The 25,228-nt window shown below is 71.1% G+C and carries 17 protein-coding genes; 9 read left to right on the forward strand and 8 right to left on the reverse strand.

What is annotated here, in order from left to right; translation table 11 throughout:
• Nucleotides 1-120: 120 nt before the first annotated feature.
• Entirely contained in the window at nucleotides 121-2,277 is a 2,157-nt protein-coding gene (locus tag F8271_RS04455) for an elongation factor G-like protein EF-G2 (protein ID WP_151488361.1), read from the reverse strand.
• Between the two features lie 249 nt (nucleotides 2,278-2,526).
• Between F8271_RS04455 and pgsA the strand changes: the two genes are divergently transcribed.
• The 9 genes from pgsA to F8271_RS04500 all read left to right on the forward strand — a co-directional run bounded on the left by pgsA (nucleotide 2,527) and on the right by F8271_RS04500 (nucleotide 18,799).
• Complete coding sequence (gene pgsA, locus F8271_RS04460; RefSeq protein ID WP_151488362.1) at nucleotides 2,527-3,156, forward strand: phosphatidylinositol phosphate synthase; 630 nt, start codon at nucleotides 2,527-2,529, stop codon at nucleotides 3,154-3,156.
• Between the two features lie 49 nt (nucleotides 3,157-3,205).
• Nucleotides 3,206-4,138, forward strand: a complete 933-nt coding sequence (locus tag F8271_RS04465) for a phosphatidylinositol mannoside acyltransferase (protein WP_151488363.1) — start codon at nucleotides 3,206-3,208, stop codon at nucleotides 4,136-4,138.
• A 170-nt stretch (nucleotides 4,139-4,308) separates the two neighbouring features.
• On the forward strand, nucleotides 4,309-5,469 hold the full coding sequence (locus F8271_RS04470) for a glycosyltransferase family 4 protein (RefSeq protein WP_151488364.1): 1,161 nt from the start codon (nucleotides 4,309-4,311) through the stop codon (nucleotides 5,467-5,469).
• Between the two features lie 83 nt (nucleotides 5,470-5,552).
• Nucleotides 5,553-6,056 (forward strand): hypothetical protein, encoded by a 504-nt coding sequence (locus tag F8271_RS04475; RefSeq protein WP_151488365.1) that lies wholly within the window; start codon nucleotides 5,553-5,555, stop codon nucleotides 6,054-6,056.
• Between the two features lie 136 nt (nucleotides 6,057-6,192).
• The gene (gene pdxS / locus F8271_RS04480; protein ID WP_151488366.1) at nucleotides 6,193-7,110 is read left to right on the forward strand and encodes a pyridoxal 5'-phosphate synthase lyase subunit PdxS; all 918 of its coding nucleotides are present in this window, start codon (nucleotides 6,193-6,195) and stop codon (nucleotides 7,108-7,110) included.
• A gap of 2 nt (nucleotides 7,111-7,112) precedes the next feature.
• Nucleotides 7,113-7,715 carry a pyridoxal 5'-phosphate synthase glutaminase subunit PdxT gene (gene pdxT / locus F8271_RS04485; RefSeq protein WP_151488367.1) on the forward strand — a complete coding sequence of 201 codons (603 nt, stop codon included), beginning with the start codon at nucleotides 7,113-7,115 and terminating at the stop codon, nucleotides 7,713-7,715.
• Nucleotides 7,716-7,975: 260 nt separating this feature from the next.
• Entirely contained in the window at nucleotides 7,976-8,725 is a 750-nt protein-coding gene (locus F8271_RS04490) for a YebC/PmpR family DNA-binding transcriptional regulator (protein ID WP_151488368.1), read from the forward strand.
• Nucleotides 8,726-9,336: 611 nt separating this feature from the next.
• The gene (locus F8271_RS04495; protein ID WP_151488369.1) at nucleotides 9,337-17,823 is read left to right on the forward strand and encodes a hypothetical protein; all 8,487 of its coding nucleotides are present in this window, start codon (nucleotides 9,337-9,339) and stop codon (nucleotides 17,821-17,823) included.
• A gap of 349 nt (nucleotides 17,824-18,172) precedes the next feature.
• Nucleotides 18,173-18,799 carry a DUF402 domain-containing protein gene (locus tag F8271_RS04500; RefSeq protein ID WP_151488370.1) on the forward strand — a complete coding sequence of 209 codons (627 nt, stop codon included), beginning with the start codon at nucleotides 18,173-18,175 and terminating at the stop codon, nucleotides 18,797-18,799.
• A gap of 118 nt (nucleotides 18,800-18,917) precedes the next feature.
• On the opposite strand, the gene F8271_RS04505 is transcribed toward F8271_RS04500, so the two are convergent.
• The 7 genes from F8271_RS04505 to F8271_RS04535 form a co-directional block, all read right to left on the reverse strand.
• Nucleotides 18,918-19,979: an ABC transporter permease gene (locus F8271_RS04505; protein WP_151488371.1), complete on the reverse strand. Its 1,062-nt coding sequence runs from the start codon at nucleotides 19,977-19,979 to the stop codon at nucleotides 18,918-18,920.
• Complete coding sequence (locus F8271_RS04510; protein WP_151488372.1) at nucleotides 19,976-20,869, reverse strand: ABC transporter ATP-binding protein; 894 nt, start codon at nucleotides 20,867-20,869, stop codon at nucleotides 19,976-19,978. The genes F8271_RS04505 and F8271_RS04510 overlap by 4 nt, the downstream gene beginning before the upstream one ends.
• Nucleotides 20,870-20,950: 81 nt before the next feature.
• On the reverse strand, nucleotides 20,951-21,649 hold the full coding sequence (locus F8271_RS04515) for a response regulator transcription factor (RefSeq protein WP_151488373.1): 699 nt from the start codon (nucleotides 21,647-21,649) through the stop codon (nucleotides 20,951-20,953).
• Nucleotides 21,646-22,977, reverse strand: coding sequence for a sensor histidine kinase (locus F8271_RS04520; protein WP_151488401.1), 1,332 nt, complete (start codon nucleotides 22,975-22,977; stop codon nucleotides 21,646-21,648). Before F8271_RS04520 ends, F8271_RS04515 begins: the two co-directional genes overlap by 4 nt.
• Nucleotides 22,978-23,099: 122 nt before the next feature.
• Nucleotides 23,100-24,047 carry a permease prefix domain 1-containing protein gene (locus F8271_RS04525; protein WP_151488374.1) on the reverse strand — a complete coding sequence of 316 codons (948 nt, stop codon included), beginning with the start codon at nucleotides 24,045-24,047 and terminating at the stop codon, nucleotides 23,100-23,102.
• Nucleotides 24,044-24,385, reverse strand: coding sequence for a PadR family transcriptional regulator (locus F8271_RS04530; protein ID WP_151488375.1), 342 nt, complete (start codon nucleotides 24,383-24,385; stop codon nucleotides 24,044-24,046). Before F8271_RS04530 ends, F8271_RS04525 begins: the two co-directional genes overlap by 4 nt.
• A 124-nt stretch (nucleotides 24,386-24,509) precedes the next feature.
• The gene (locus F8271_RS04535) at nucleotides 24,510-25,130 is read right to left on the reverse strand and encodes an L-threonylcarbamoyladenylate synthase (RefSeq protein ID WP_151488376.1); all 621 of its coding nucleotides are present in this window, start codon (nucleotides 25,128-25,130) and stop codon (nucleotides 24,510-24,512) included.
• Nucleotides 25,131-25,228: the final 98 nt, after the last annotated feature.

Consider the following 25,228-nt stretch of genomic DNA (forward strand, 5'->3'; position numbering starts at 1 on the left):
TTGTGGTGCCTCACAAATAGGGCTCAGATGAACATTCCGCCCACCACGATTCCATGATCGACGCGTGCTTCACCCGAACCGCGCCGGGCCGAGCCGGGGTTGCGGGCGGGGCTGTGGGATTTAGGGGAGTTGTTCTTTGCGGGCCTGGTCGGCCAGGTGGGTGGGCATGGGGTCGTGGCGGACGAAGTGGCGGCGGAAGGTGCCGGTGCCGGCGGTCATCGAGCGCAGCTCGACGGCGTACCGGAGCAGTTCGATGGCCGGCACCTCGGCGCGGACGAGGGTGCGACCCTCGGTGTCCGGGTCGGGTTCGGTGCCGAGCACCCGGCCGCGCCGGCCGGACAGGTCGCCCATCACGGTGCCTACCGAGCCGTCCGCGATTCGGATGGTGACCTCGTCGATCGGCTCCAGCAGTGCCGGTTGGCCGCGTTCGGCGGCGTCGCGTAGCGCGAGCGCGCCGGCGGTCTGGAAGGCGGCGTCGGACGAGTCGACGCTGTGCGCCTTTCCGTCGACGAGGGTGACCCGCAGGTCGACCACGGGGTGGCCGGCGACCAGGCCGCGTTCCAGTTGGGCGCGGACGCCCTTCTCCACCGACGGGATGTAGTTGTGCGGCACGGCGCCGCCGACGACCCGGTCGACGAATTCGAAGCCGCCGCCGCGGGGCAGCGGCTCGACCTCGATGTCGCAGACCGCGTACTGGCCGTGGCCGCCGGACTGCTTGACGTGCCGGCCGTGGCCCTTCGCGGGGGCGGTGAGGGTCTCGCGCAGTGACACCTTGACCGGTTCGGTGTCCAGTTCGACACCGCCGGCGCGGAGCCGGTCGAGTACCACGTCGGCGTGGGCTTCGCCCATGCACCAGAGCACCAGCTGGTGGGTTTCCGAGTTGCGTTCGAGTCGCAGGGTGGGGTCGCCGGCGACGAGTCGGGCGAGGTTGCGGGCGAGCGCGTCCTCGTCGGCGCGGCTGTGGGCGACGATCGCGACCGGCAGCAGGGGCTCCGGCATCTCCCACGGTGCGATCAGCAGCGGGTCGTCCTTGGCGGAGACGGTGTCGCCGGTCTCGGCGCTGCCCGATTTGGTGATCGCGCAGATGTCGCCGGCGACGCAGAGCGACACCTCGCGCAGGGTGGCGCCCAGCGGGGTGTAGAGGTGCCCGACCCGCTCGTCGGCGTCGTGGTCGGGGTGACCGCGCTCGGCCATGCCGTGCCCGCAGATGTGTACGGTCTGGTCGGGGCGCAGCGTGCCGGAGAAGACCCGGACCAGCGAGACCCGCCCGACGTGCCGGTCGACGGTGGTCTTGACCACCTCGGCGACGAGCGGCCCGTCCGGGTCGCAGGTCAGCGGGGGCCGGGGTGAGCCGTCCACACCGGTGACCGCCGGCAGTTCGTGTTCCAGCGGCGACGGGAACGCGGCGGTCAGCACCTCCAGCAGCGCGTCCAGGCCGACGCCGGTCTCGGCGCAGACCGGTACGACGGGGTAGAAGTGGCCGCGGGCGACGGCCTTCTCCAGGTCGTCGATGAGCACGTCGGTGCTGATCTCCTCGCCGTCGAGGTAGCGATCCATGAGGGTCTCGTCCTCGCTCTCGGCGATGATTCCCTCGATCAGCTCGTTGCGGGACTCGTCGATGGCGGGCCGGTGCTCCGGGTCGGGGTCGCGCACGTCGGCGGGGAGCCCGGCGGTGTAGTCGAAGACGCGGCGGGTGACCAGGCCGAGCAGACCTTCGGTGGAGACGCCGTCGTCGCCGAGCATCGGCAGGTACAGGGGCATGACGTTGTCGCCGAAGAGCCGCTGGCACAGCGCCACGGTCTCGTCGAAGTCGGCGCGGGGCTGGTCCAGTCGGGCCACCGCGACGGCGCGGGGCATGTCGACCGCCGCGCACTCCTCCCACAGGGCCACGGTGGCCGCGTCCATGCCACCGGCGGCGGACACGACGAACAGCGCGGCGTCGGCGGCCCGCAGCCCGGCGCGCAGTTCGCCGACGAAGTCGGCGTACCCGGGGGTGTCCAGCAGGTTGACCTTGATGCCGTTGTGCAGCAGGGGCGCGCAGGACAGACTCACGGAGCGCTGCTGGCGTACCGCTGCCGGGTCGTGGTCGCCGACGGTGGTGCCGTCGACCACGCTGCCCGCCCGGCCGATGGTGCCGGTGGCGGCGAGCAGCGCCTCGACCAGGGTGGTCTTGCCCGCTCCGGAGTGCCCGACGAGCACCACGTTGCGTACCCGGTCGGGTTCGGTCACCACCGGCGTGCCGCCGGTGGACCCCTTTTCCTGATTTTTCTGCGCCATGGGGCGCACCTCCCTCAGCCGGTGGTGGGTGGCGACCGCCGCGCGACGGGGTGCGGCCCGGGGCGAGTGCGCGGCGATATCCTCCGGTGGTCTGCTGCACAGCGAGAACTCAACGGGCGGGGGGGTGAGCTGGCTCACCCCCCGGCTCGATCTCACACCCGTTGTCGGGTAGGCACAAGCCTGCCCCGGGCGGGTCGGAGGGGCGGCCGTATCGCCGGACCTGGGCGGACCGTTATCGTGGGGACCGCCATGGCGAAGATCTTCCAAGTGTCGGCCCGCGCGGGGATGACCCGCGTCGTCGAGCCGATTGCCCGTGCCCTTCTGCGCGCGGGCGTCACCCCCAATGCCGTCACCGTCGCGGGCACCGTTGGTGTGCTCGTCGGCGCGCTCGGCTTCGGTGCTCGCGGCCACCTGGTCGCGGGCGCGTTGATTGTGACCGTTTTCGCGCTCACCGACCTGCTCGACGGGACGATGGCCCGGATGAGCGGCGGCTCCACCAGGTTCGGGGCGTTCCTCGACTCGAGCATGGACCGGGTCGCCGACAGTGCCGTCTTCGGCGCGGTCGCGTACTGGCTGGCCACCGAGGGTGACCACTCCGGCGTGGCCGCCGCGCTGGTCTGCCTGGCCGCCGGCAGCCTGGTCTCCTACGTGAAGGCCCGCGCGGAGGGGCTCGGAATGACCTGCAACGTGGGCATCGCCGAGCGCACCGAGCGGCTGCTGATCGTCGGCGTCGGCGGAATCCTCACCGGCGTGGGCGTGAAGCCGGCGCTGGAGATCGCGCTCTGGCTGCTCGCCGCGGTGTCGATCTTCACGGTGGGGCAGCGGATGGCACACGTCTACCGCCAGGCGCAGCAGCTCCAGCCGGACGGCCAGGCGTGAGGGGACGGGCGCACACGGCGCCTCGGCGCGCGACCGGCGGCCCGGTCGCGTGAACCTCACCGAGCTGGGTTACGTCGCCGGGTGGCGGGTGGTCCGCGCGCTACCCCGGCCGTTGGTGGCGGCGGCGTTCCAGGCGGGCGCGGACCGCGCCCATCGCGGCGGCGGCAAGGGTACGGCTCGACTGCGCGCGAACCTGCGCCGGGTGGTCGGCCCGGAGCTGCCCGAGGCCGAGTTGGACGATCTCGTCAAGCGCGGCCTGCGCTCGTACGCCCGGTACTGGATGGAGGCGTTCCGGCTGCCCGCCCTGAGCCGGTCGCAGATCCTGTCCGGGTTCCGGCTCGACGGCGCCGACCTGCTCGCCGCCGACGTCGCCGCCGGCCGGGGCGCGGTGGTGGCGCTGCCGCATGCCGGCAACTGGGATGCCGCGGGTGCCTGGGTGGCGGCCACCGGTTGGCCGATCACCACGGTCATGGAGCGGCTGAAACCGGAGGGCGTCTACAAGCGGTTCACGGCCTTCCGAGAGGTCCTCGGGATGGAGATCCTGCCGACCCACGGGGGACCGCGGCCGGCGTTCGACGTGTTGCTGGACCGCCTCCGTGCCGGTGCGGTGGTGCCGTTGCTGGCCGACCGTGACCTCTCCGCCCGGGGCGTGGAGGTGGATTTCTTCGGTGGGAAGACCCGGATGCCCGCCGGTCCGGCCCTGTTGGCGCTGCACACCGGCGCGCCGCTCTACGTGGCCTCGATGTGGTACGAACCGGACGCGGCGTGCGCGTCGCTGGCCGGTCCGCTGCCGGTTCCGGGTCCCGAGGTGGGGCCTTTGGACCAGCGCGTCCGATCATTGACGCAGCTGATCGCCGACCGTCTGGCGGCGGGTATCGCCCGCCATCCGGAAGACTGGCACATGTTGCAGCGGATGTGGCTGGACCAGCGGGCGCCGGCCGGCGGCACGGGGTCGCCCACGCCGTCCTCCGGTCGGGCCTAGAGGGGGTGGGCACGGTGAGCGCGAGGAGCGCGGCGCAGCGGAGCCCCGCAGTCGCGAGCGAGGTTGGCACGGTGAGCGCGAGGAGCGCAGCGCGGCGGAGCCCCACGGTCGCGAGCGAGGTGGGCGCCGTGAGGTGGTGTCCCGCTGTCGCGGACGGGGGTCGCTGACGCATGCGGATCGGCATCGTGTGTCCGTACTCCTTCGACGTCCCCGGCGGCGTGCAGAACCACGTGATGGATCTCGCCGAGGCGTTGATCACCCTCGGCCACGAGGTCAGCGTGCTCGCCCCGGCCGACGAGGACTCCCCGTTGCCGGAGTACGTGGTGTCCGCCGGGCGGGCCGTGCCGCTGCCGTACAACGGTTCGGTGGCCCGGATCGCGTTCGGGCCGGTCTCCACGGCCCGGGTGCGGCGGTGGATCACCAACGGCGACTTCGACGTGTTGCACGTGCACGAGCCGCTCACGTTGAGCCTGTCGCTGCTGGCCGTGCTCTCCGCCCGGGGGCCGGTGGTGGCCACGTTCCACACCGCGATGACCCGTTCGCGGGTGCTGGCCGCCGCGCAGGGCGTACTCCAGATCGTGCTGGAGCGGATCACCGCCCGCATCGCGGTGAGCGCGCTGGCCCGCAAGGTCCAGGTCGAGCACATGGACGGCGGCGCGGTGGAGATCCCCAACGGGGTGGCGGTGGCCAAGTTCGCCGACGCCGAGCCGCTGCCGGGCTGGCCGGGGGAGTGCGCACCGGGTGCCGGCGGCGCGGTGGGTTTCCTGGGCCGGTTCACCGAGGCCCGCAAGGGTTTCCCGGTGCTGCGGGATGCGTTCGTGGCGCTGGCCGACAGCCGCCCCGGGCTGCGGCTGCTGGTCGCCGGCCCGGGCGACCCCGACGATCTGTACGACCAGTTCCCGGTGGAACTGCACGAGCGGGTGACGTTCCTCGGCCTGGTCACCGAACCGGACAAGGCGCGCATGCTGCGCAGCGTGCACCTCTACGTGGCGCCGAACACCGGCGGCGAGTCGTTCGGCATGATCCTCACCGAGGCCCTGGCGGCCGGTACGACGGTGGTCGCCAGTGACCTGGACGCGTTCCGGCGGGTGCTCGACGGCGGCCGGGCCGGGCGGCTCTTCCCGACCGGGGATGCGGTGGGGTTGCGCGACGCGTTGACCGAGCTGCTCGACGATCCGGCCGGCCGGGCCACCCTGAGCGCCTGCGGTGATCAGGTGGTGGCGAATTTCGACTGGCCGGTGGTTGCCCGCCGCGTGATGGAGGTATACGCAGCGGCGATCGAGGCAACCGACGGGCGGGTCATCGACCAGGAATGGGTGGGGCTGAGCTGAGCCGGTGTGACGCATGGTGCGGACGGTGACCGGGGGACCGGCGGGGCCGCGCCCAATCGGAGGCGAAACGGAGCAGCACTACGATGCCGCACATGTGGTGGGTGGTGGCCGCGAGCGTGGTCGTGGGGCTGGTCGCGGCGTACCTCATCTGGACTGCCGGGCGGGTCGAGCGGCTGCAGGGCCGCGCGGAGCTGGCGGCGCGGGCTCTCGACGCCCACCTGTTGCGCCGGGCGGCGGCGGCCGCCGTGCTGGCTGAGCGGCGCTTCGGCGTCGAGTTGTACGCGGCGGCCCGGATCGCCCTGGACGCCCACCCGGACGAGCGGGAGGCGGCGGAGAACGACCTGACCCGCCAGTTGCGCTCGGTACGGCTGGACCCGGCCGATCCGGACTGCGGGGCCGTCATCGCCGCCAGTCGCCGGCTGGCGCTGTCCCGGCAGGTGCACACCGACCTGGTCCGCGACGCCCGTTCGGCGCGCAGCCGCCCGCTGGTGCGGTTGTTGCGGATGGGGCGGGGCCGGGAGTGGCCGCGGTACTTCGACATCGACGACCCGACCCTGACGGTGCCCACGGACGTGCCCGCGAGCTGACCCGGCGGTCGCGGCGGACCGGTGAGCAGTGCCACACCGCAGGCCACCGGGGGTCTGATTGGCTGTCGGCGCGGCGTTACGCCACGCGTAGCATTTTCGCTGCCACCCCCACAGCGCGTTCGAGGAGCGATGACCCGTGCCCGAAAACACCGCACCGACCACCGGCACCACCCCCGTCGTCGGCACCGCTCGTGTGAAGCGCGGCATGGCCGAAATGCTCAAGGGTGGCGTGATCATGGATGTGGTCAACGCCGAACAGGCCACGATCGCTGAGGACGCCGGCGCGGTCGCGGTGATGGCCCTGGAGCGGGTGCCCGCGGACATCCGCGCGCAGGGCGGCGTGTCGCGGATGAGCGACCCCGACATGATCGACGGGATCATCGAGGCGGTCTCCATCCCGGTGATGGCCAAGGCCCGCATCGGGCACTTCGTGGAGGCGCAGATCCTCCAGTCGCTGGGCGTCGACTACGTGGACGAGTCCGAGGTGCTGACCCCGGCCGACTACGCCAACCACATCGACAAGTGGGCGTTCACGGTCCCCTTCGTCTGTGGCGCGACCAACCTCGGTGAGGCGCTGCGGCGGATCACCGAGGGCGCGGCGATGATCCGCTCCAAGGGTGAGGCCGGCACCGGTGACGTCTCCAACGCCACCACCCACATGCGCAAGATCCGTCAGGAGATCCGCCGGCTCTCCGCACTGCCGGCCGACGAGCTGTACGTCGCGGCCAAGGAGCTGCAGGCGCCGTACGAGCTGGTCAAGGAGGTCGCCGAGAGCGGCGAGCTGCCGGTGGTGCTGTTCACCGCGGGCGGGATCGCCACCCCGGCCGACGCGGCCATGATGATGCAGCTCGGCGCGGAGGGCGTGTTCGTCGGCTCCGGCATCTTCAAGGCCGGCAACCCGGCCCAGCGGGCCGCCGCGATCGTCAAGGCCACCACCTTCCACGACGACCCGGACGTGCTGGCGAAGGTGTCGCGTGGTCTGGGCGAGGCGATGGTCGGCATCAACGTGGACGAGATCCCGCAGCCGCACCGCCTGGCCGAACGGGGTTGGTGAGCATGGGCGGTTCCACCATCGGTGTGCTCGCGCTTCAGGGGGACGTCCGCGAGCATCTGGCGGCGCTGACCGCGGTGGGTGCGGACGCCCGCCCGGTCCGCCGTCCGGGGGAGCTGGACGCGGTAGACGGCCTGGTGATCCCCGGGGGCGAGTCCACCACGATCAGCAAACTCGCCGACATCTTCGAGCTGCGCGAGCCGATCGACAAGCGGATCGCCGACGGGATGCCGGTCTACGGGTCCTGCGCCGGCATGATCATGCTGGCCTCCGAGGTGCTGGACGGCCGCCCCGACCAGCGCGGCTTCGCCGGCATCGAGATGACGGTGCGACGCAACGCGTTCGGTCGCCAGGTCGACTCGTTCGAGGCGCCGGTGCGGATCGACGGGGTGCCAGGCGAGCCGTTCCACGCGGTGTTCATCCGGGCGCCGTGGGTTGAGCGGGTCGGCGCCGGTGTCGAGGTGATCGGCACGGTGACCGGCGGCCCGGCCGCCGACCGGATCGTGGCGGTACGGCAGGGCAATCTGCTGGCCACCTCGTTCCACCCCGAGCTGACCGGCGACCTGCGCGTGCACGCGTACTTCGCGGAGCTGGTCCGCGCCGCCTGAGCGGCCGACTCCGGCCAGCGGGCATGGATCGGGCGCCTGGGCCGTTGGTCTGAGGGTGCCCTGGCGCCGTGCCGCCGCCCCGGGCGGGTCCCGGGTGTGACATGCCGGGGTCCGACCTCGGTAAGATTGCCGCGGTTCGGCAGGGCCGTGGCCCGGCGCGGGCATCTCCCGCGGGACCGACCGGCCGCCGGATCGCCGGATCAGGCGCGGAATCGGTGCGGCAGTCGACGCAGGCGTGGAATGACAGACGGAGGTAGAAGATGTCCGGCCACTCAAAGTGGGCGACGACCAAGCACAAGAAGGCCGTCATCGACGCCAAGCGCGGCAAGATGTTCGCCAAGCTGATCAAGAATGTCGAGGTGGCCGCGCGGACCGGCGGCGGAGACCCGTCCGGTAACCCCACGCTCTACGACGCCATCCAGAAGGCGAAGAAGAGCTCGGTGCCGAACGACAACATCGACCGCGCCGTCAAGCGCGGCTCCGGCCTGGAGGCCGGCGGCGCCGACTGGCAGACGATCATGTACGAGGGGTACGGCCCGAACGGCGTGGCCATGCTCATCGAGTGCCTCACCGACAACCGCAACCGCGCGGCGACCGAGGTGCGCACCGCGCTCACCCGCAACGGCGGGTCGCTCGCCGACGCCGGCTCGGTGTCGTACATGTTCTCCCGCAAGGGCGTGGTGATCGTCCCCAAGGAGGGCACCACCGAGGACGACGTGATGCTGGCCGTCCTCGACGCCGGCGCCGAGGAGGTCAACGACCTCGGTGAGGCGTACGAGGTGGTTTCCGAGCCGACCGACCTGATCGGGGTGCGTACCGCCCTGCAGGACGCCGGCATCGAGTACGAGTCGGCCGAGTCCTCCCTGATCCCCAGCATGAACGTGCCGCTGGACGAGGAGGGCGCGCGCAAGATCTTCAAGCTGATCGACGTCCTGGAGGACTGCGACGACGTGCAGAACGTCTACGCGAACTTCGATGTCTCCGACGAGACGCTCGCACAAATCGGCTGAGTGTCTGCGACCTGCCCGGCATGACGGCGACCGAGCTGCGACAGATGGTCGGGCAGTGCGGTGTGTTCGAGGATGCGGACGCGGTACGGGATGGCGCGGGCAGCGTCCATAGCGGACAGCGTGGTGTGAGGACGCGGAGCTCTCGGTAGACAGGTTCTTGCTACGGAATCAGTCTCCGAGAGGGCTCCCCCGTGCCCGGAGAACTCGTGCGGCACGTGGCGCGTCTGCCGCGCTGAGCGGGCGTGGGGCGTGGGGCTCTCGATCGGGTACCCGGGCGCTGACCTGCCTTTCCAGCTTCCAGCTTCCAGGCCCAGTCGCGATCGCGGCGAACGGGCACGCCCCCCGACCAGCACCGCGTAGACCGGTGAGCGTCGACGGGTCCGCCGCCTGGTCGGCAACTCATGCTCGCCATTGACCTCCTGAAGGGTACTTATTTGCTGAGGAACATTGGCGTAACATAGGCGAAACATTGTCGGTGCGACCTTAGGAACCAGAGTGGATCAGGTGAGCCCCCCGCCCCCGTCGCACTCATGACTGACTATCGACCGACGCGGGGGCTGTCTCCGCCCCCATCAGACCCGACCGTCGAGCGAGTCATCGCCGGGGGCGCCGTGGCCGACACCCTGGCCGGGCGGCAGAAGGAGCAACCGACCGAGGTGCTCGACGTCGATGCCGTGTGGGTGCACCCGGTGACCGGCGTACGGACCCGCGCGGCGTTCGACGCGGTGTTTCGTTCGGAGCACGGCCGGCCGGTCAGCGAGCTGACGGTGAAGGTGCGGATGGTGCCGGACGCGACCGTCAGCGCGGCGGAGCTGGCCGAGACCTGGCGGTCGGTGCGCAACGGCGTGGAGGAGCACTTCAATCGGCCCGAGCACCGCTTCCGCAGGCACGGCACGCTGAAGGTCAGCGTCGAACCGGTCACCGAGGGGCCGGCGCACCTGCAGGTCGACCTGTCGCACCGGCACGAGCAGGTAACGCAGAGTCGATGGCGGCCCGGCCTGACCGGCCAGGCCTACGCGCACGAGCTCGGCCACCAGCTAGGTCTACGCGAGGAGAACCGCCACCCCGGCGAGCCGGAAGGGCTCTTGCACATCCCCGGCTCGCTGATGGGCACGTTCGACGACCCAGTTCCGGCGGAGGCCGCCGCCGAGCCGCGTGGCGGGCTCCGGCAGCGCTACCTCGACCTCGTCGAGAGCCTGATCGAGGCTCGCCGCGACGCCGGGCCGGCGCTCCGGCCGTCGGAACCCGTCGTCGAGCATTTGCCCGAGCCGCGCATGCCGGCTGTGGGCCGGGTCACCGAGCGGGTTACCCGGATGGAGCAGGAGCAGTTCGCGGGTCCGCTGCGCGACCTCACCGGGCAGCGGACCCGGCCGCTGACCCTGGACGAGGCACGCGTCTGGGCCGAAAGCAGCACCGCGCTGCCGGGCAACCCCAGGCCGACCACGGCGGAGAAGTGGGCTTACCTGCGCCGATTGGAGCAGCGCAACCGGGCCACCCCAAACCCACCGGAGCAGAACGCGGACCTGCCGACACCCGTGCGCGAGTCGAGGCTGGCCAGCCAGGACCGCCGCCCGTGGCTGGAGAAGGACACGTCGCGGCCGCCCGTGCCGACGGGCACCGTCAGGTTCGGCGATCAGCGCATGCTGCCGAAGGCGATGCCGGTCACGCCCGGACGCGACCGGCCCGCGTTCAAGCTGGTGGACGCGATCGCCCGGCACATCGGCGAGCAGGGCGGGCTGCCCCGCCCTGCGCTCGACGCGCTCGCCGCGGCGCTGCGAAACCAGCCGGAGCAGTTCTTCGGCGAGGGTTACTGGCTGCGGTTCACCCGCAACGGTGTACCGCGCGAGATCATCGTGCGGGCCGTCAACTACGGCGACTGGAGCCGCTACTCGCTCGCGCCGACGCAGCGTCCGCAGCTCGGGACGACCGTCAGCGCGTTTGCCAGGGAGGCGCTCACCCTGCACCGGCCGGTGCAGCCGAAGGTCCGGCACATCGACGATGTGCATTTCTCGGTCACCGACGTCACCGACGTGCACAACCCGTCGACGGGCACTCCGGGCGCCCGGTTCACCGTGCGTAATGGCCTGCAATGGCACCTCTCCGACGATTACACGGCTCCGCACAACCGCCGCGGCCTACCGACGGATCTGGTCTTCACCGAGCAGCAGCCGCTCGGCGTCGTGGAGGTCGAGGGCGCCGGCGCGCCGCTGCACGGCGCTGCCGAACTGGTCCAGTCGGTCTTCCCGGACTTCACCGCGGCGAGCCCGACTTACCAGAACCTGTACGACTTTTTCGCCCACCGGCTCACCGAGCATCTGCCGCAGATGCTGGCCGGCTGGACGGACGTGCCGGGGACCAACCCACCCGGTGTGCGGATCCGTGCGATCGCCGAGAGTGGCCGGCTCGCACATGCCAGCGAGCAGCCTCCGGTCCGCCCGCAGGTTCCCACCACCGCCCCGAGCGGTGACGTGAGCGGGTGGGCCGGTTCGGTGTTCAGCAACCTGTTCCGCTCGGGCGACACGCTGATGCGCGACGACTCCGGCCGGTACGGCGTCTACGACACCCGGGTCCGGTTGGAGATCCAGCGCGTCGACGGGAAGCATCAGCCGCTTGGCCCCGGTGGCCGCAGTACATACAGGATGGCGTTCCCGATCCCAGTCCGGATGCGCATGGGCGCCGGCGAGGCGATCCGGCATGCCGTCGAACCGGCAGCGGCAGCCGTGGCGTCGCCCGGGCGGGCGGCCCCGGCGGTGCTCGCCTCGGTGCTCGTCCATGGTGGCGACCAGGTCATGGTGGGCCTGGCCGAGCCGGTGCAGGCGCATTCCGCGGTGCGTGCCCTCGGGGTGCCGAAGGCCGGCCTGCCGCACCTGGCGCAGGTCAACGAGATGGTCAAGAACCTGGGCGCGGCCGCGGGGGTTACCGTGCCGCCCGAGCGGCTGCGCATCCTGGGCCAGGAACTGCTCAACAACTATCCGCAGTTGGTCGGCGGGGCGATAATCGGACTGGGTCGGGCCGAGGCGCTCATCACCATAGACCCGACGCACCCGTGGAAGGTCGCCAACCCCTCGGGCTCCTTCGATCGTCCCTCGTCGCAGAGCGGCGCCTTTCCCGGCGGTACCGAGGAATCGGCCACCGGAGGCGGGGCGCAAGGCGCCGGTGGAGCACCGGCCAAGCCTGACGGCGGCTTCCACAGCAACGAGACGATCAACGGCCGCTTCCTCACCGGCACCCACAGCACCACGCACTCCGGCACGATGGGCGTCACCAACGCCAACGCCGCAATCAGCGGTGGCTTCGGCGTCGGCCCGGGCCCGGCGCAGGTAGCCAAGGTCAGCGTGGCGCTCAACGCGACAATGAACAAGGTGTCGAAGTCCCTCACCACCGTGGAGGACGCCGAGACCGGAATGGTGGAGATCAACCGGGGTTCCTCCACGCTGCTGGCCTACGTGCCGAACTGGCGGGTGCAGCTGCGCACCGACCCCACCGTGCGCTGGGAGGACGTCCCGCACCACGCGGTCGACGGCCCGGCGCAGGAGAAGCTGCTGCTGTGGGTCAACGACCACTACCTGAGCGCCGCGCCGGACAAAACGGTGACCGTGCGGTCGCCCTCGGCTGGCGACGACGCTGGGCCGGCGCCGGTGGCACCGGGTAGACCTGCGGCGCCGAGGCCGGCACTGCCCGACAACCCGACGCCCCAGCAGACCATGCAGCACGAGACCGACCTCCGGGCCTGGAACGACGCGCAGCGCCGGTACTACGAACAGCTCGGCCGCCACCATGCCGACCTGCATCGGCACAACGAGCACCTCGACCTGCTGAAGAACCACGTCGCGCGCCAGGGGCGGCTGCCCGACACCCTCGCCGCCGCCGGGCTCACCGACTTGCCGAAGCTGTTCGACAACATCGTCGCGGAGTTGCGCGAGGCCGGGCTCGCCCTGCCGATCGGCAGTCCACAACGCACCCAGCTGTGGCAGAAGCTGTCGAATCTCGACACGAACCTGAAAAAGGCAGTCAACCACAAGGACGGCTACCGCTTCACGATCGCCGACCGCGGGCACGAACTCGCCGAAGTCACCGTCCGCACCACTCGGGACACCGCGATCGAGCAGGTCGGCGCGACCACCAACGAGGCCCCCATCGAGGAGGTTCGCACCGCCATCGAGGGAGTCAGCGGCAACCAGGCGATCTCCCAGGAGACGAAGGGGAGCGTCAGCGGCGGTGCCGACCTGGTGCCGACGACGCTGCTGAAGATGACCGCCATGGCGCACGCCTCATTCAGCTCGTCGACCTCGACGAGCCTCGGCTCGGGTCGCACCGGCCTGTGGGTACTCGTCAGCCGCTACACCGGTTTCACGAACGGCTATCAGGTACGGCTGAAGCACAAGGCTACGGTCAGTGTCGCCAACAGCCCGCAGGCCGCCCCTCGGCCGGTACGGGAGGTCTGCGGCAGTGCGCTGCTACGAGTGGCCGAGCCGGACGCCTTCACACACGGCTTCCCAGTCGACGAGGATGCGCTGACCGATAAGTCCGCCACCGTTCCGGCCCCGGGCGCTGTCCGCGGGACCGCGCCACAGCCGGACGACCCGGTCGCGGCGCCGCTGCCGTTGCACGTGCTCAACGGCAAGGGCGTGGGCCACGGCTTGATCAAGGTGGACGAGGCCGTGATCAACGACATCAAGGCCAGGTTAGAGGCCGAACTGCGGCGCACCGGATTTCTGGCACCTGACAAGGAGCACCCGTTCGCAGCGGGTAAGGGCAAGCGGGACAGCCGTGTAGACAACGCGCACCTGCTGGACAAGAAGGTCTCGGAGGCCGGCTTCGACTCCCACTACGACCCGATCCATCAGGACGGCATGGCCTTCACCCTGACTCTGCGCCACAAGGGTGGCTTCACCTCCCACGCCCGGATCACGATCAAGGCGGGGCAGCGTCTGCAGGGCTACGAGGACCACGAGGGCAACCGGCACTCGCCGTACTACGTGCGGCGCACCAACGAGTACGACAGCGTGAACCTGGCCATGGGAATGGACTGGGCGGCGCCTGGCGCTGGGGGCGGCAAGGGCGCCAGCACCGGTTTCACGGTCACTGTGGGCTACAACGGCGACAAACCACGGTACAAGTGGTTCCGCGGCTACACCATGGGCATCGAGTACTTCCGCAAAGTCAGCGCCAGCGAGGGTCTCTTCCTCATGGTCAACCGGCCTGAGCTGCTGGCGCATCCCGGCCCAGCGGACATTTTCCGGCTGCCCAGCCACTACACGGTCACCATCGACTACAGCAGCAGCAGCCTCACCATGCCACGGCCCATCGAGGTCAGGAACGCGATGGCGACCGTGCACCTCGTGCCCGCCTTCAACAATCCTGCCCGGGGCGGCCAGGCCATCTTTGCCCAGCCGACCGCCAGGGACGTCATCGATCAGGCGGTCATCCTGTACGTGGACAGCTCTGGCGTGACCAGCGCGCTCCGCGCGCTCCTGCCGGATCTACACGGCCCAGGTAAGATCAACGACGACGCGATCAGCAAGTTCGGCGGCAACATACTCATCCGCTCGCACCTCAAGGAAGTCCTCTACCGCGAGTACACCACCGACCACCTGTTCGATCCGGGGATATGGCGCGACGGCACCGCGTCGGCGGCGCTGGGCGCCACCATGCGGTCGAGCCGCTTCGCCGGCTCCACCGCCGACCAGTTCACTCTTGGCAAGATCAAACTCTGGCTCTCCCAGGCGACCCAGACGGCGAACCGCTCCCGGGGCTTCCGCATCATCCCACTGTCGCTCGCCGCTGGCGGCTCGTCGCCGTCGCCCCACAGCGACAACCTCGACCCACTGTCGTTCGCCGCTGGCGGCTCGTCGCGCCACAGCGACAACCTCGACCTGCGTGGGTCGGCCGGTGGCACCATGTGGTGGGGCGTGGCCCGGTCCGAGTCCAGCGTCCGAGCCGCGGCGAAGGAGTTCCTGGAGCTCGACTTCCGCCGTGCCTACGCGTTCGCCACCAAACTGGACTTCACCGTTGACGCCGTGCACGAGAAGCACGGCAAGCTGGCCTGGGCGTCGATCCGCAGACCCGACCAGGACACGCTCGCCGACAAGGAGATGCTGTACCTCCTCTCCGAGCCCGACGCGTTGACCGCCTATGCCAAGGACAGGGTGCCCGTCCCCGACGAACTGCTGGTCAACGCCCTGACGTCCTGGGGCGACGGCACATTGCAGCTCAGCGGCAACACCGTCGCAGGGCTGCTGGCCCGCCGGTTCGCGGACATGTGGTCACGTCCCGAGCTCGGCGCATGGCGCCAGGAGATGAGCCGGGTTCCGCTGGCCGTCTGGGCGAGCATGGTGAAGGCCAGGCACGACAACGGCGAGCTGTACATCACCGGAGATGCCGCGGCGCGCTTCAACGAAATGTTCCCGAGGCTGGCCGTCGGAAGTGGTGTCAACCCGTTCGCCGACCGGTGGATCCCGCCCTATCTGACCCGAACCGGCCCGAAGGCGTTGGGGCACAGCGGCATCCAGGAGCTGAAGTTCGATGGCGATCCCGCCCGTGGCATCCCGGCGGGTTCGAGCGCATTCTCGTTCGTGCACGCCATGGTGGAACGGGCCGCGCCCGGCCTGCTGGCAAAGCGGTCCGAGGAGTGGGGGGACGACGACGGCCCCGTCCTCGGACGGCTACAGGGCGGCATCGATGCCCTGCAGGCGCTGCTCTCCGGCGGGCGGGAGCAACCGCTCGTCGAGGACATGTTGCACAAGGACGGCGTCAGTCTCGTGCTGGCCAACCGGATCGGCGGGGTGCTGCACGACGCCGTCCTGGTGAACCTGAAGTACCGGATGGTCTCCCGGCCGGAAGTGAACGACTTCGTGCCCGGGACCGGCCTGGAGAACTACACGCATGGCTACAACGGCCGCAGCGAGGGCAAGTCGCGGGAGTTCGGCTACTCGGCGAGCGCCGGGCTGGCCGGCCGGGGGTCGCTCGGCCACCACAATCCCGGCGACCCGACGAACGATCTGCCCCGGGGCGACCTGGGCGCCGGCCTCGGCGCGAAGGTGGGCACGGGCAGCCACACGAGCGTGACCCGCGCGCAGACCGAGAGCAACCAGCAGACCGTCTACGACTGGAACGGGGACTACCGCGCAGAGGTTCGACACCGCCTGGATGTGGAAGTCCGCCGGGTCGACCTGGCGGGGCAGTTCCTGAACAGACCGCTCACCGCCACCTACCGACTGCTGGCCGGCCACGCGCAGCCGGTGCGGGCTTCCTTCACCGGCACCACGGTGCTGAAGATCCCGCGCAGCATCGGCGACGCCCGGCCCATGGCGGGCCCGCACCTGCCGGACTACCGGGCGCTCGTGGACTGGCCGGGCGACGGCTACCTGAAGGCGTCGCTGCTCGATGACGCACCGGCCGTCGCCCGCAAGCTGCTGGCCGACCTGGTCGGAAGCGAAGCCGACGACCCCGCCTTCCTGTCCAGCCTCTCGCTGCCCATCGAGTTGTCCCGCACGCACCTGCAGGGGCACCTGCACGAGGCCATCGGCGGCAAGGAGTATCCGCTCGGCGATGACATCTTCCTGCCCGGTCGCAGCAGCTATCGGGTGCGGATGTCGTTGGTTGGAGACCTGTTAAACCTGCAGATCGTCGCGCCGATCAGCGGCAACGGCCCGGGCGCGTTACGCAAGACCCAGGACGGCACGTCGTTCGCCCACTCCACCGACTCGCCCCGGGCCGGTTGGAGTCTCGGGGCGGACGGCGGCGGCGCCACGCATATCAAGGACTTCGCCCACCAGACCAGTCCGTGGAACAGCGACACGGCGACCGGCGAGGCCGGCACCGGCGCCGACCACACCCACAACCAGGGCACCGCACACACCGAGAACTACCGCCGCGAGCAGCACGTCAAGCAGCAGGGCCCGACCTACCTGGTGCAGATGCGCGGCAAGTTCCGGCTGGTGGCCCGCCGTACGGTCGCCAACATCGTGCTGCCCGACCAGTCCGGCAACTGGAAGTGGAGCGACCCGTTCAGCGGCGACGTCTACGCCCTGCTGACCGCCGGCGAGGTTCACGAGCTGCGCCAGCGCATGGCGAAGCTGCCGCCGCGCACGGCCTCCGACACCGACCCGGCCACCTCGCCGGGCCCTCGGGCGGGCACCCCGCGACGCGACCTGATCGACCAGCTCGACAGGGTAGGGCGAGACGGCTACGACCAGTTCGCGGCGGCGGGCGAGGTGGCGCAGCGGCTACGCGCCGACGTCGGCGGCGGGCCTCGATCGTCGTCCGTCCGCCCGCCCTCCGGCTTGGTGCTGACCAGTCGGGAGGGCCATGTGATCGTGCGCACCTTCGAGGCCACCCTCGCGTGGGCGGAACAGGAGCTGACCGGCCTGGGGGCCGCCACGGAGCTCGCCGCGGTGCGACACGAGCAGCAGCAGCTGGCCGAGCTGCGGAGGCTGGCCGACGGGCAGCCGAGCGCGGTGGCGGCCCGCCGGCTGACCGAAGCCCAGAAGATCGACATCGGAATCACCAACCGGGTTATCGCGCTGCACGGCGACAACTGGCAGGAGGCCGTCGGCCGACGGACGCTGCCCCCGGTCGGCCTCAGTCCGGTGCAGGTGGGCCGGCAGGTAGCGCACGAGTTGGAGACCTACGTCGACATCGAGCACACCGCCGTCGACGGCACCGTTTCCCGACATCGGATCGACCCCGAGGGGCGGGTCGTGCGGCTCGGGGGCGCAGGTCAGCTCGAGACGGTGCAGCCACAGGGTGCGCCACAAACCGCAGCCTCCGGCGCGCCCGAGGTGGCCTTCGCTCCCTCGACCATCCCGTTGGTGCCGTCCTTCGAAGGCGGATCGGGCGACGACGAGACAATACGGGACGAGCGGACACGTGATGTGGCGCGGCCGCAACCTGCCGTGGGCAATGTGGGCCAGCCGCACCGGCTTACCGTTGCGGCGGTGGCTCGGCTCAACTCCCAGCACGGTGAGCCGCAGAGGCCGGCAGGCGACGCCACGTCGAGTATGGAGTACATGTCGAGCACATCGCAGCAGACGTACCGGCCCGTGGTGGCGACCAACGGAGTGGTGCGCGGCGTGCCCAACCGGCGTGTGGCGTAGATATCTTTCGACCCGTATCGCAACGGCACCATCACTCAGGTGGTGGTGTCAGGTGGCTTCGTGATCCTCGACTTCCCAACGAACGGTGGAGAGGCACCATGATTGATCTGACCGGCGCTCACCTTCACCCCGGCAGCGTGGTCCGCGTTCGTGACGCTCGCCAAAGCAGCCGAATAGCCTGCCGCGCGGCTTCGCGGCAACGAGGGATCGGGTCGCCGAGAGGTCGAGATGTACGCGGAAGCCTGAACGCTTCGCCGCCGCGTCGTTGAGCAGCGTCGGCGGGGCCCGGCGTCCCGCAGGTCCGTACGCTCCTGGGGGTTGTTGGCTGGAGCGGGGAGAGGTCGGGGTCATGGAAACGACGGTGCGCCGGTACGCGCCGGGCGATGTGGTCGTCCGGCGCGAGGTCCTTCGGGGCGAGGTCTGGTTCGGCTGCCCGACGATCTGTGTCGAGGATTCGCCCGACCTGCTCGCCCTCTACCTCCCGCCGGGTGCCGAGTTCGGCTTCCCGCAGACGGGTACGTTCCCCTGTGGGCGGCATCCGTGGGAAACCGCCGGGCACCGCGCCTGGTCGGGGCACGGCAAGGTGATGCTGCAACGCCCCGGCGAGGCGCACTCGGTCGACGTGTTCTGGACGGGCCCGGGGCGCGACTTCGCCGGCTGGTACTTCAACCTCCAGGACCCGGTGCGGCGTACGCCGATCGGGGTGGACACCCTCGACCACGAGCTGGACCTGTGGTGGGCGGCGGACGCCGACCGGTACGTCTGGAAGGACGTGGACATGTTCGCCCAGCGCCTCGTCGAGGGGCGCTACCCGGGCATGGCGGACGCCATTCGGGCCGAGGGTGACCGGATCGCGGCGCTGCTCGACGCGGGGCAGCTCTGGTGGGACGAGGGCTGGGCGCAGTGGGAGCCCGACCCCGCCTGGTCGGCGTCTCCGTTGCCCGCCGGCTGGGACCGGGTGCCCCCGGCCCGCTGACCCGGTGGGGCGGTCAGCGTTCCGGGAGGGCGTCGACCAGGAACACCTGGTCCGCGCCGCCGGTGCAGGTTTCGACCAGCGCTTCGGCCATCGGCGCCCGCGGAGGCGCGGCGTCGGCTCAGCCGATCGTCTCCCGCTCCCGCCACGCGGTGCGCAGCGACGTCCGGCCGTTGGTCCGCAGCAGCGACCCCTCGTACACCCGGGCGCCGGCGACCAGGAACGCACCGGCGGCGAGCAGCAGGACGGCCAGCGAGACGATCGGCTCCCACGCGGCCGCGTCCCCGGTGAACAGGCGCAGCGGCATGGCCGTCGGCGAGGAGAACGGCAGGTAGGACAGCACCCGCATCGCGGTGTCGTTGTCGTTCAGGAAGATCACCGCGAAGAACGGCAGCATGACGGCGAACTGCACCGGCGTCGACACGGCGGCGATGTCCTCCTGCCGGTTCGCCAGGGCGCCGGCCGCCGCCCACATCGCGGCGAGCAGCACGAATCCGAGCAGGAAGAACGGCACGAACCAGCCGATCGCCGGTGCGAGCAGGGTGAGCAGGCCCCCGCTGTCGCCGAGCTGTAGTCCGAGTACCGCCACCACCGCGATGAGCGCGATCTGACCCAGCGCCAGCAGCGCCCCCGCCACGACCTTGCCGGCCAGCAGCGCCCGGACCGGTACGGCGGCGACCAGGATCTCCACGATCCGGGTCTGCTTCTCCTCGATGACGCTCTGCGCGATCTGCACGCCGAAGGTCTGCGAGGTGATGAAGAAGACGAACGCGAAGACGAACGGCACCAGGAACGCCACCACCGGGTCGACCGCGTCCGGGTCGAGCAACCGTACCGGCGGTGCGCTGCTCAGCGCGCGGACGACGTCCTCGGGGGTTTCGTCCATGGCGAGCACCGTCGGCCCGGCGACCACTGCGGCGTCGGTGTCCCCGTCGCGGACGGCCCGCTCGGCCGCCCGGTCGTCGGGCACGACACGGACGTCGAGACCGGCGGCGCGCAGCGGACCGGCCGCGCTCTCGGTCACCGCGACGCTGTCCGGCCCGCCGGAGAGCAGCGGCGGCAGGATGGTGCCCGCCGCGGCGATCAGCAGGAAGAAGAGCGTGCCGAACAGGAAGGTACGGTCGCGCAGCTTGACCCGGATCTCGCGTTCGGCGACCAGCCGGGTGGCCTGGGTGACGTTCACTGGGTGACCTCTCGGAAGATCTCGGTGAGCGAGGGGCTGACCGGGCGGAAGGCACGGACCGGGCCCCGGGCCAGGGCGGCGTGCAGCACGGGCTGTTCGTCGGCGCCGGCCGGCAGGTCGAACACCGCCCGCGCGCCGTCCAACTCGACCAGGGTCACCCCGGGCTCGTCGCGTACCCACCCGGCGTCGGTCGCCACGATGAGTTCGTAGCGGGGCACGGTGTACGTGTCGCGCAGCTGCCGGCGGCTGCCGGCCGCCCGGATACCCCCGTCCGCGATGATCACCAGGTCGTCGCAGAGCCGCTCGACCACGTCGAGTTGGTGGCTGGAGAAGAGCACCGGCGCACCGGCGGCGGCCCGTTCCCGCAGCACCGCGACGACCGTGTCGACGGCCAGCGGGTCCAGCCCGGAGAACGGCTCGTCGAGCACCAGCACCTCCGGATCGTGCACCAGGGCGGCGGCGATCTGGGCGCGCTGCTGGTTGCCCAGCGACAGCGTCTCCAGCAGGTCGTCACCCCGCTCGGCGAGACCGACCCGTTCCAGCAGGGCGTCGGTGGCGCGCCGGGCGGCAGGGGCGTCCAGGCCGTGCAACCGGCCCAGGTAGGTCACCTGCTCCCGCGTGGTCATCTTGGGGTAGAGACCCCGCTCCTCCGGCATGTAGCCGAAGCGCCGCCGGTCCTGCCGGGTCAGCTTCGCACCGCCCCAGGTCACCTCGCCCGCGTCCGGGGCGAGCACGCCGAGAATGATGCGCATGGAGGTGGTCTTGCCGGCGCCGTTGGCGCCCACGAAGCCGGTCATCCGGCCGGCGGCCACCTCGAAGGAGACGTTCCTGAGTACCTGCCGGTCGCCGAAGCTGCGGTCGACGCCGTCCAGGCGCAGCGTGCTGGTCACGCGCCCACGCTAGATCGGGTACGTCCGCGTGCCGTCCGCCCGGGGGTTGAGGTGCGGGGTCCGTCCCGCGACGGATACCGGTCACCCGCCGGGGCGTACCACCCCGTTCTCGTACGCGAAGACCACCGCCTGGACCCGGTCGCGCAGGCCGAGTTTGGCCAGTACCCGGCTCACGTGGGTCTTCACCGTCGCCTCGCCGAGGTGCATCGTGACGGCGATCTCGGCGTTGCTCGCCCCGGCGGCGAGCAGCACCAGCACCTCGGACTCACGCGGGGTCAGCTCGCGCAGTGCGGCGTCGGCGTCCGGCCCCCGGTGGGCGGTGCCGGCCGGGTCGCCGGGGCGGGCGAACGTGGAGATGACCCGGCGGGTGATCTCCGGGGCGAGCAGGCCGTCGCCCCGGGCGAGCACCTGGATCGCCTCGATGAGTTCCTCCGGTGTGCCGTTCTTGAGCAGGAAGCCGCTGGCCCCGGCGCGCAGGGCGGCGAACAGGTAGTCGTCGCGGTCGAAGGTGGTGAGGATCAGCACCGCCGGGGCGCCGGCCCCGTCGCCGGTGATCCGCCGGGTGGCCTCCAGCCCGTCCATCCCGGGCATCTCGACGTCCATCAGCACCACGTCGGGTCGGGTGGCGCGGGCCATGGTGACGGCACGCTCGCCGTCGGCGGCCTCGCCGACCACCTCGATGTCGTCCTCCACCTCGAGGATGATCCGGAATCCGGTGCGGACGAGGTGCTGGTCGTCGGCGAGCAGCACCCGGATCGGGGCACCCGGTGCGCCGTTCACGCCGACCGCTCCGCGCCGGAGGTGACGGACGACCGCTCGTCGGTGCTCTTCCGGGGGCCGCCGGCCGGCTGGTCCGCGAGCGGGAAACGGGCGCGTACCCGCCAACCGCCGCCGGCGCGGGGGCCGGCCTCCAACTCGCCGTCGTGGGCGGTGACCCGCTCGCGCATGCCGATCAGGCCGAGCCCGGCGGCGTCGGGTCGACCGGGTCGCCCGTCGTCGGTCACGTCGACCTCCACCTCCCGGGCCAGGTAGCGGACCCGCACGTCCAGCAGGCTCGCCCCGGCGTGCTTCAGCGTGTTGGTGACCGCCTCCTGCGTCACCCGGTAGGCCGCCTGCGACACCGACTCGGGCAGCGCGACCGGGTCGCCGTACACCCCGAGGGTTGCCGTCAGGCCCGCGGCCCGCGCCCGCTCGACCAGCTCGGCGATCCGCTCGACGTCGCCGGCCGTGGGCTGCTCGACGTCGGCGTCGCCGGAGGCGCGCAGCACGCCGAGCATCCGGCGCAGCTCGTCGACGGCCGTGCGGGCGCTCTGCTCGATGGCGGTGAGCGCGGTGCGGGCCTTGCCCGGGTCGCGGTCGAACACCCGCCGGCAGGCGGACGCCTGCACGCCCATCACCGACACGTGGTGGGCGACCACGTCGTGCAGCTCCCGGGCGATCCGGACCCGTTCACCGAGCACCGCCCGTTCCCGGGCCTCGGCCTGGGAGCGGCGCAGGTCCTCGGCCTGTTCGCACAGCTCGTGCTCGCGCCGCGCGGCCACCCAAGCGGTCTCGCCGAAGAAGTACGCGAACCCGAAGACGAGCACGTTGACCAGGACGCCGGTGACCATCGCGGCGAGCACCGGCGGCACCGGCCCGACCGCGTCGGCGAACGCGTCGGGCGGGATGTGGTCGATCGTCACCGCGTAGTACACACCCAGCCAGGCGAACATCGTGGCGATCACGCCGATCCGCAGCCGGCGGGCCAACCGGTGATCGGGCCCCCACGCGCCCAGGGTGTAGAGGGCACAGAACAGCGCCCACGAGGAGAACTGGGTCTCCGGGGCCGATCGTGCCTGCGCGGCGATGAACGCCGCCGAGACGGCCAGCAGGGTCGCGGCCGGCCAGCGGCGGCGCCAGATCAGCGGCAGGGTCACCGCGACGGCCCAGAGCAGCTGCTCCGGCCCGGACGGCGGTGGCCCCAGCAGGAACGCCCCGGTGCTGCGGGCCAGGGTAAGGCTGGCCAGCGCCAGCCCGGTCACCGCCAGCCCGAGCCACACGTCGTTGCGGCGCTGCTGCGGCGTCGGCCCGGGACGGCGCCATTCCTCTCGCGGTACGACGACGGCCATCCGGGAACGATGCCACGTCAGCCGCCCCACCCGCAGACCGGGCAGGGCGGTGCGGCTCCGGCCACCTGCACGGGCGGCGGCCCGGCGCGGGGTACGCGCCGGGCCGCCGGGTGGGGTGTCGTTCATGCCGTCTGGCGGCGGGTCTTGATCGCGGTGTCGACCAGGTCCCAGATCATGATCACGGCCGTGCTCACCACGATGATCGCTCCGAGGACGTCGCGGTTGTCCGTGTCCGCCAGCCAGCTGAAGCGCTCGGCCAGGGTCGGGTTGAGCAGCCGGTCGGAGAGCGCCAGCCAGATCACCGGCACCGAGAACGCCAGGTTGAGCAGCGCCTTGACGCCGAACAGCGTCCAGGTCCAGCGTCCGACCCGGTACTTGACGACCTCGAAGATCGCGCTGGCGACGAGCACGACGATCAGCGCCGGCAGCCAGAACGACCACAGTGCCGGGTCGAGGATCGGAATGTTCTCGCCGTTGGTGTCGCGTACCCAGGACTGGAACTGCTGCAACGTCAGGTATCCGATGGTCACCACCAGCATGACCACTGCGGCGATGGTGTCGGCGAGGGGGATGCCTCGTCGCACCGGAGCGACGGGCAGCTGGTCGACGGTCCACTCTGGCAGGTCCACGGCAGTCTGAGTGCGCTCGATGATGGCGAAGGTCAGGGTGAGCCAGAAGGTGATCTGCACGGCCACCTGCATGGCCACGGCGACGCCGGGCCCGATGGCGCCGAAGCCCTTTCCCTCCGCCACCTCGACCACTGTGACGATCGTGCCGACGAGCGCCGGAATGAAGGTGAGCAGGAGCTTCAGCAGTCGCAGCCAGATCAGGTAGTAGGTCGGGCCGATGAGTTGCAGCCGACGGTCGGCGTACCGGGCGGCCAGCACGTCCGGGTTGCCCAGCTCGGTCAGCACCTCGCGCTCTGCCGTGGCGGCGTCCTGACCGCTGTCGGTCCGACCCTCGATCATGTCGTCGATGGAGGCGCGCAGCTCGCTGGCGATCTCGTTGCGGCGCGGCGCGGGCACCGAGCGCAGGGTGGCGGCGAGGTAGCGGTCGGTCAGGGTGTTCATCGGTCCACTCCTTGGATGAGCCCGGTGATGGAGGTCTGCACGGCGGCGAGATCATCGAGGAGCCGGTTCAGCATCGACTCGCCCTCGTCGCTGGTCCGGTAGAACTTGCGCGGTCGGCTTTCCTCGGTGTTCCACTCGCTGGTCAGCAGCCCCTGGTCCTCCAGGCGGCGCAGCAGCGGGTAGAGCGTGTTGGCGTCCACCGGGAAGCCGTGGTCGGTGAGCCGTTGCAGCAGTGCGTAGCCGTAGTCCGGGTGCCGGAGCGCGACCAGGCTGGCCACCACGACCGTGCCTCGACGCAACTCCTGCAGGTGCGTCCGTAGAACGTCCTCGCTAACCATGCGTCACACCATACTGTGTGGCACACACTGTTGTCTAGAAAGACAGCGTTGTGTCGGAGGGGGGCACCACGAAGCAGGGCCCGCGCCTCATGGCGCGGGCCCTGCTGGCAAACCGGAACTGGCGTTACTCGAAGCGGGACACGTCTCCCGCGCCCCGGCGCAGGATCTCCGGTTCGGGTCCGGACAGGTCGATCACCGTCGTCGGTTCCCTGCCGCAGTCGCCGGCGTCGAGCACCGCGTCGAGCTGGTGGTCGAGCCGTTCCTTGATCTCCCACCCCTGGGTCATCGGCTCGTCGTCGCCGGGCAGGACCAGGGTGCTCGACACCAGCGGCTCGCCCAGCTCGGCGAGCAGCGCCTGGGTCACGGTGTGCCGGGGTACGCGGACGCCGACGGTGCGCTTCTTCGGGTGCAGCATGCGACGCGGCACCTCCTTGGTGGCCGGCAGGATGAACGTGTAGCTGCCCGGGGTGGTCGCCTTCACCAGGCGGAACACCGCGTTGTTGATCTGGACGAACTGGCCGAGCTGCGCGAAGTCCCGGCAGACCAGGGTGAAGTGGTGCCGGTCGTCGAGGTGGCGGATCTCGCGGATCCGGTCCAGCCCGTCCCGGTTGCCCAGCTGGATGCCGAGCGCGTAGCAGGAGTCCGTCGGGTAGGCGACCAGCCCACCGCCACGGATCAGGTCGGCGACCTGGCCGATGACCCGGGGTTGCGGGTTCTCCGGGTGTACGTCGTAGTACCTCGCCATCCTGAAGAGCCTAGGCCCATCGGGTGCGATCAGGAGACGAGGGACACCCTCGGCGCGGACGGTGGAGCCGCCGAGATCACCTCGGTAGGGTAGGTCCC

This window comes from Micromonospora sp. ALFpr18c, assembly GCF_008868155.1.
GTDB lineage: Bacteria > Actinomycetota > Actinomycetes > Mycobacteriales > Micromonosporaceae > Micromonospora.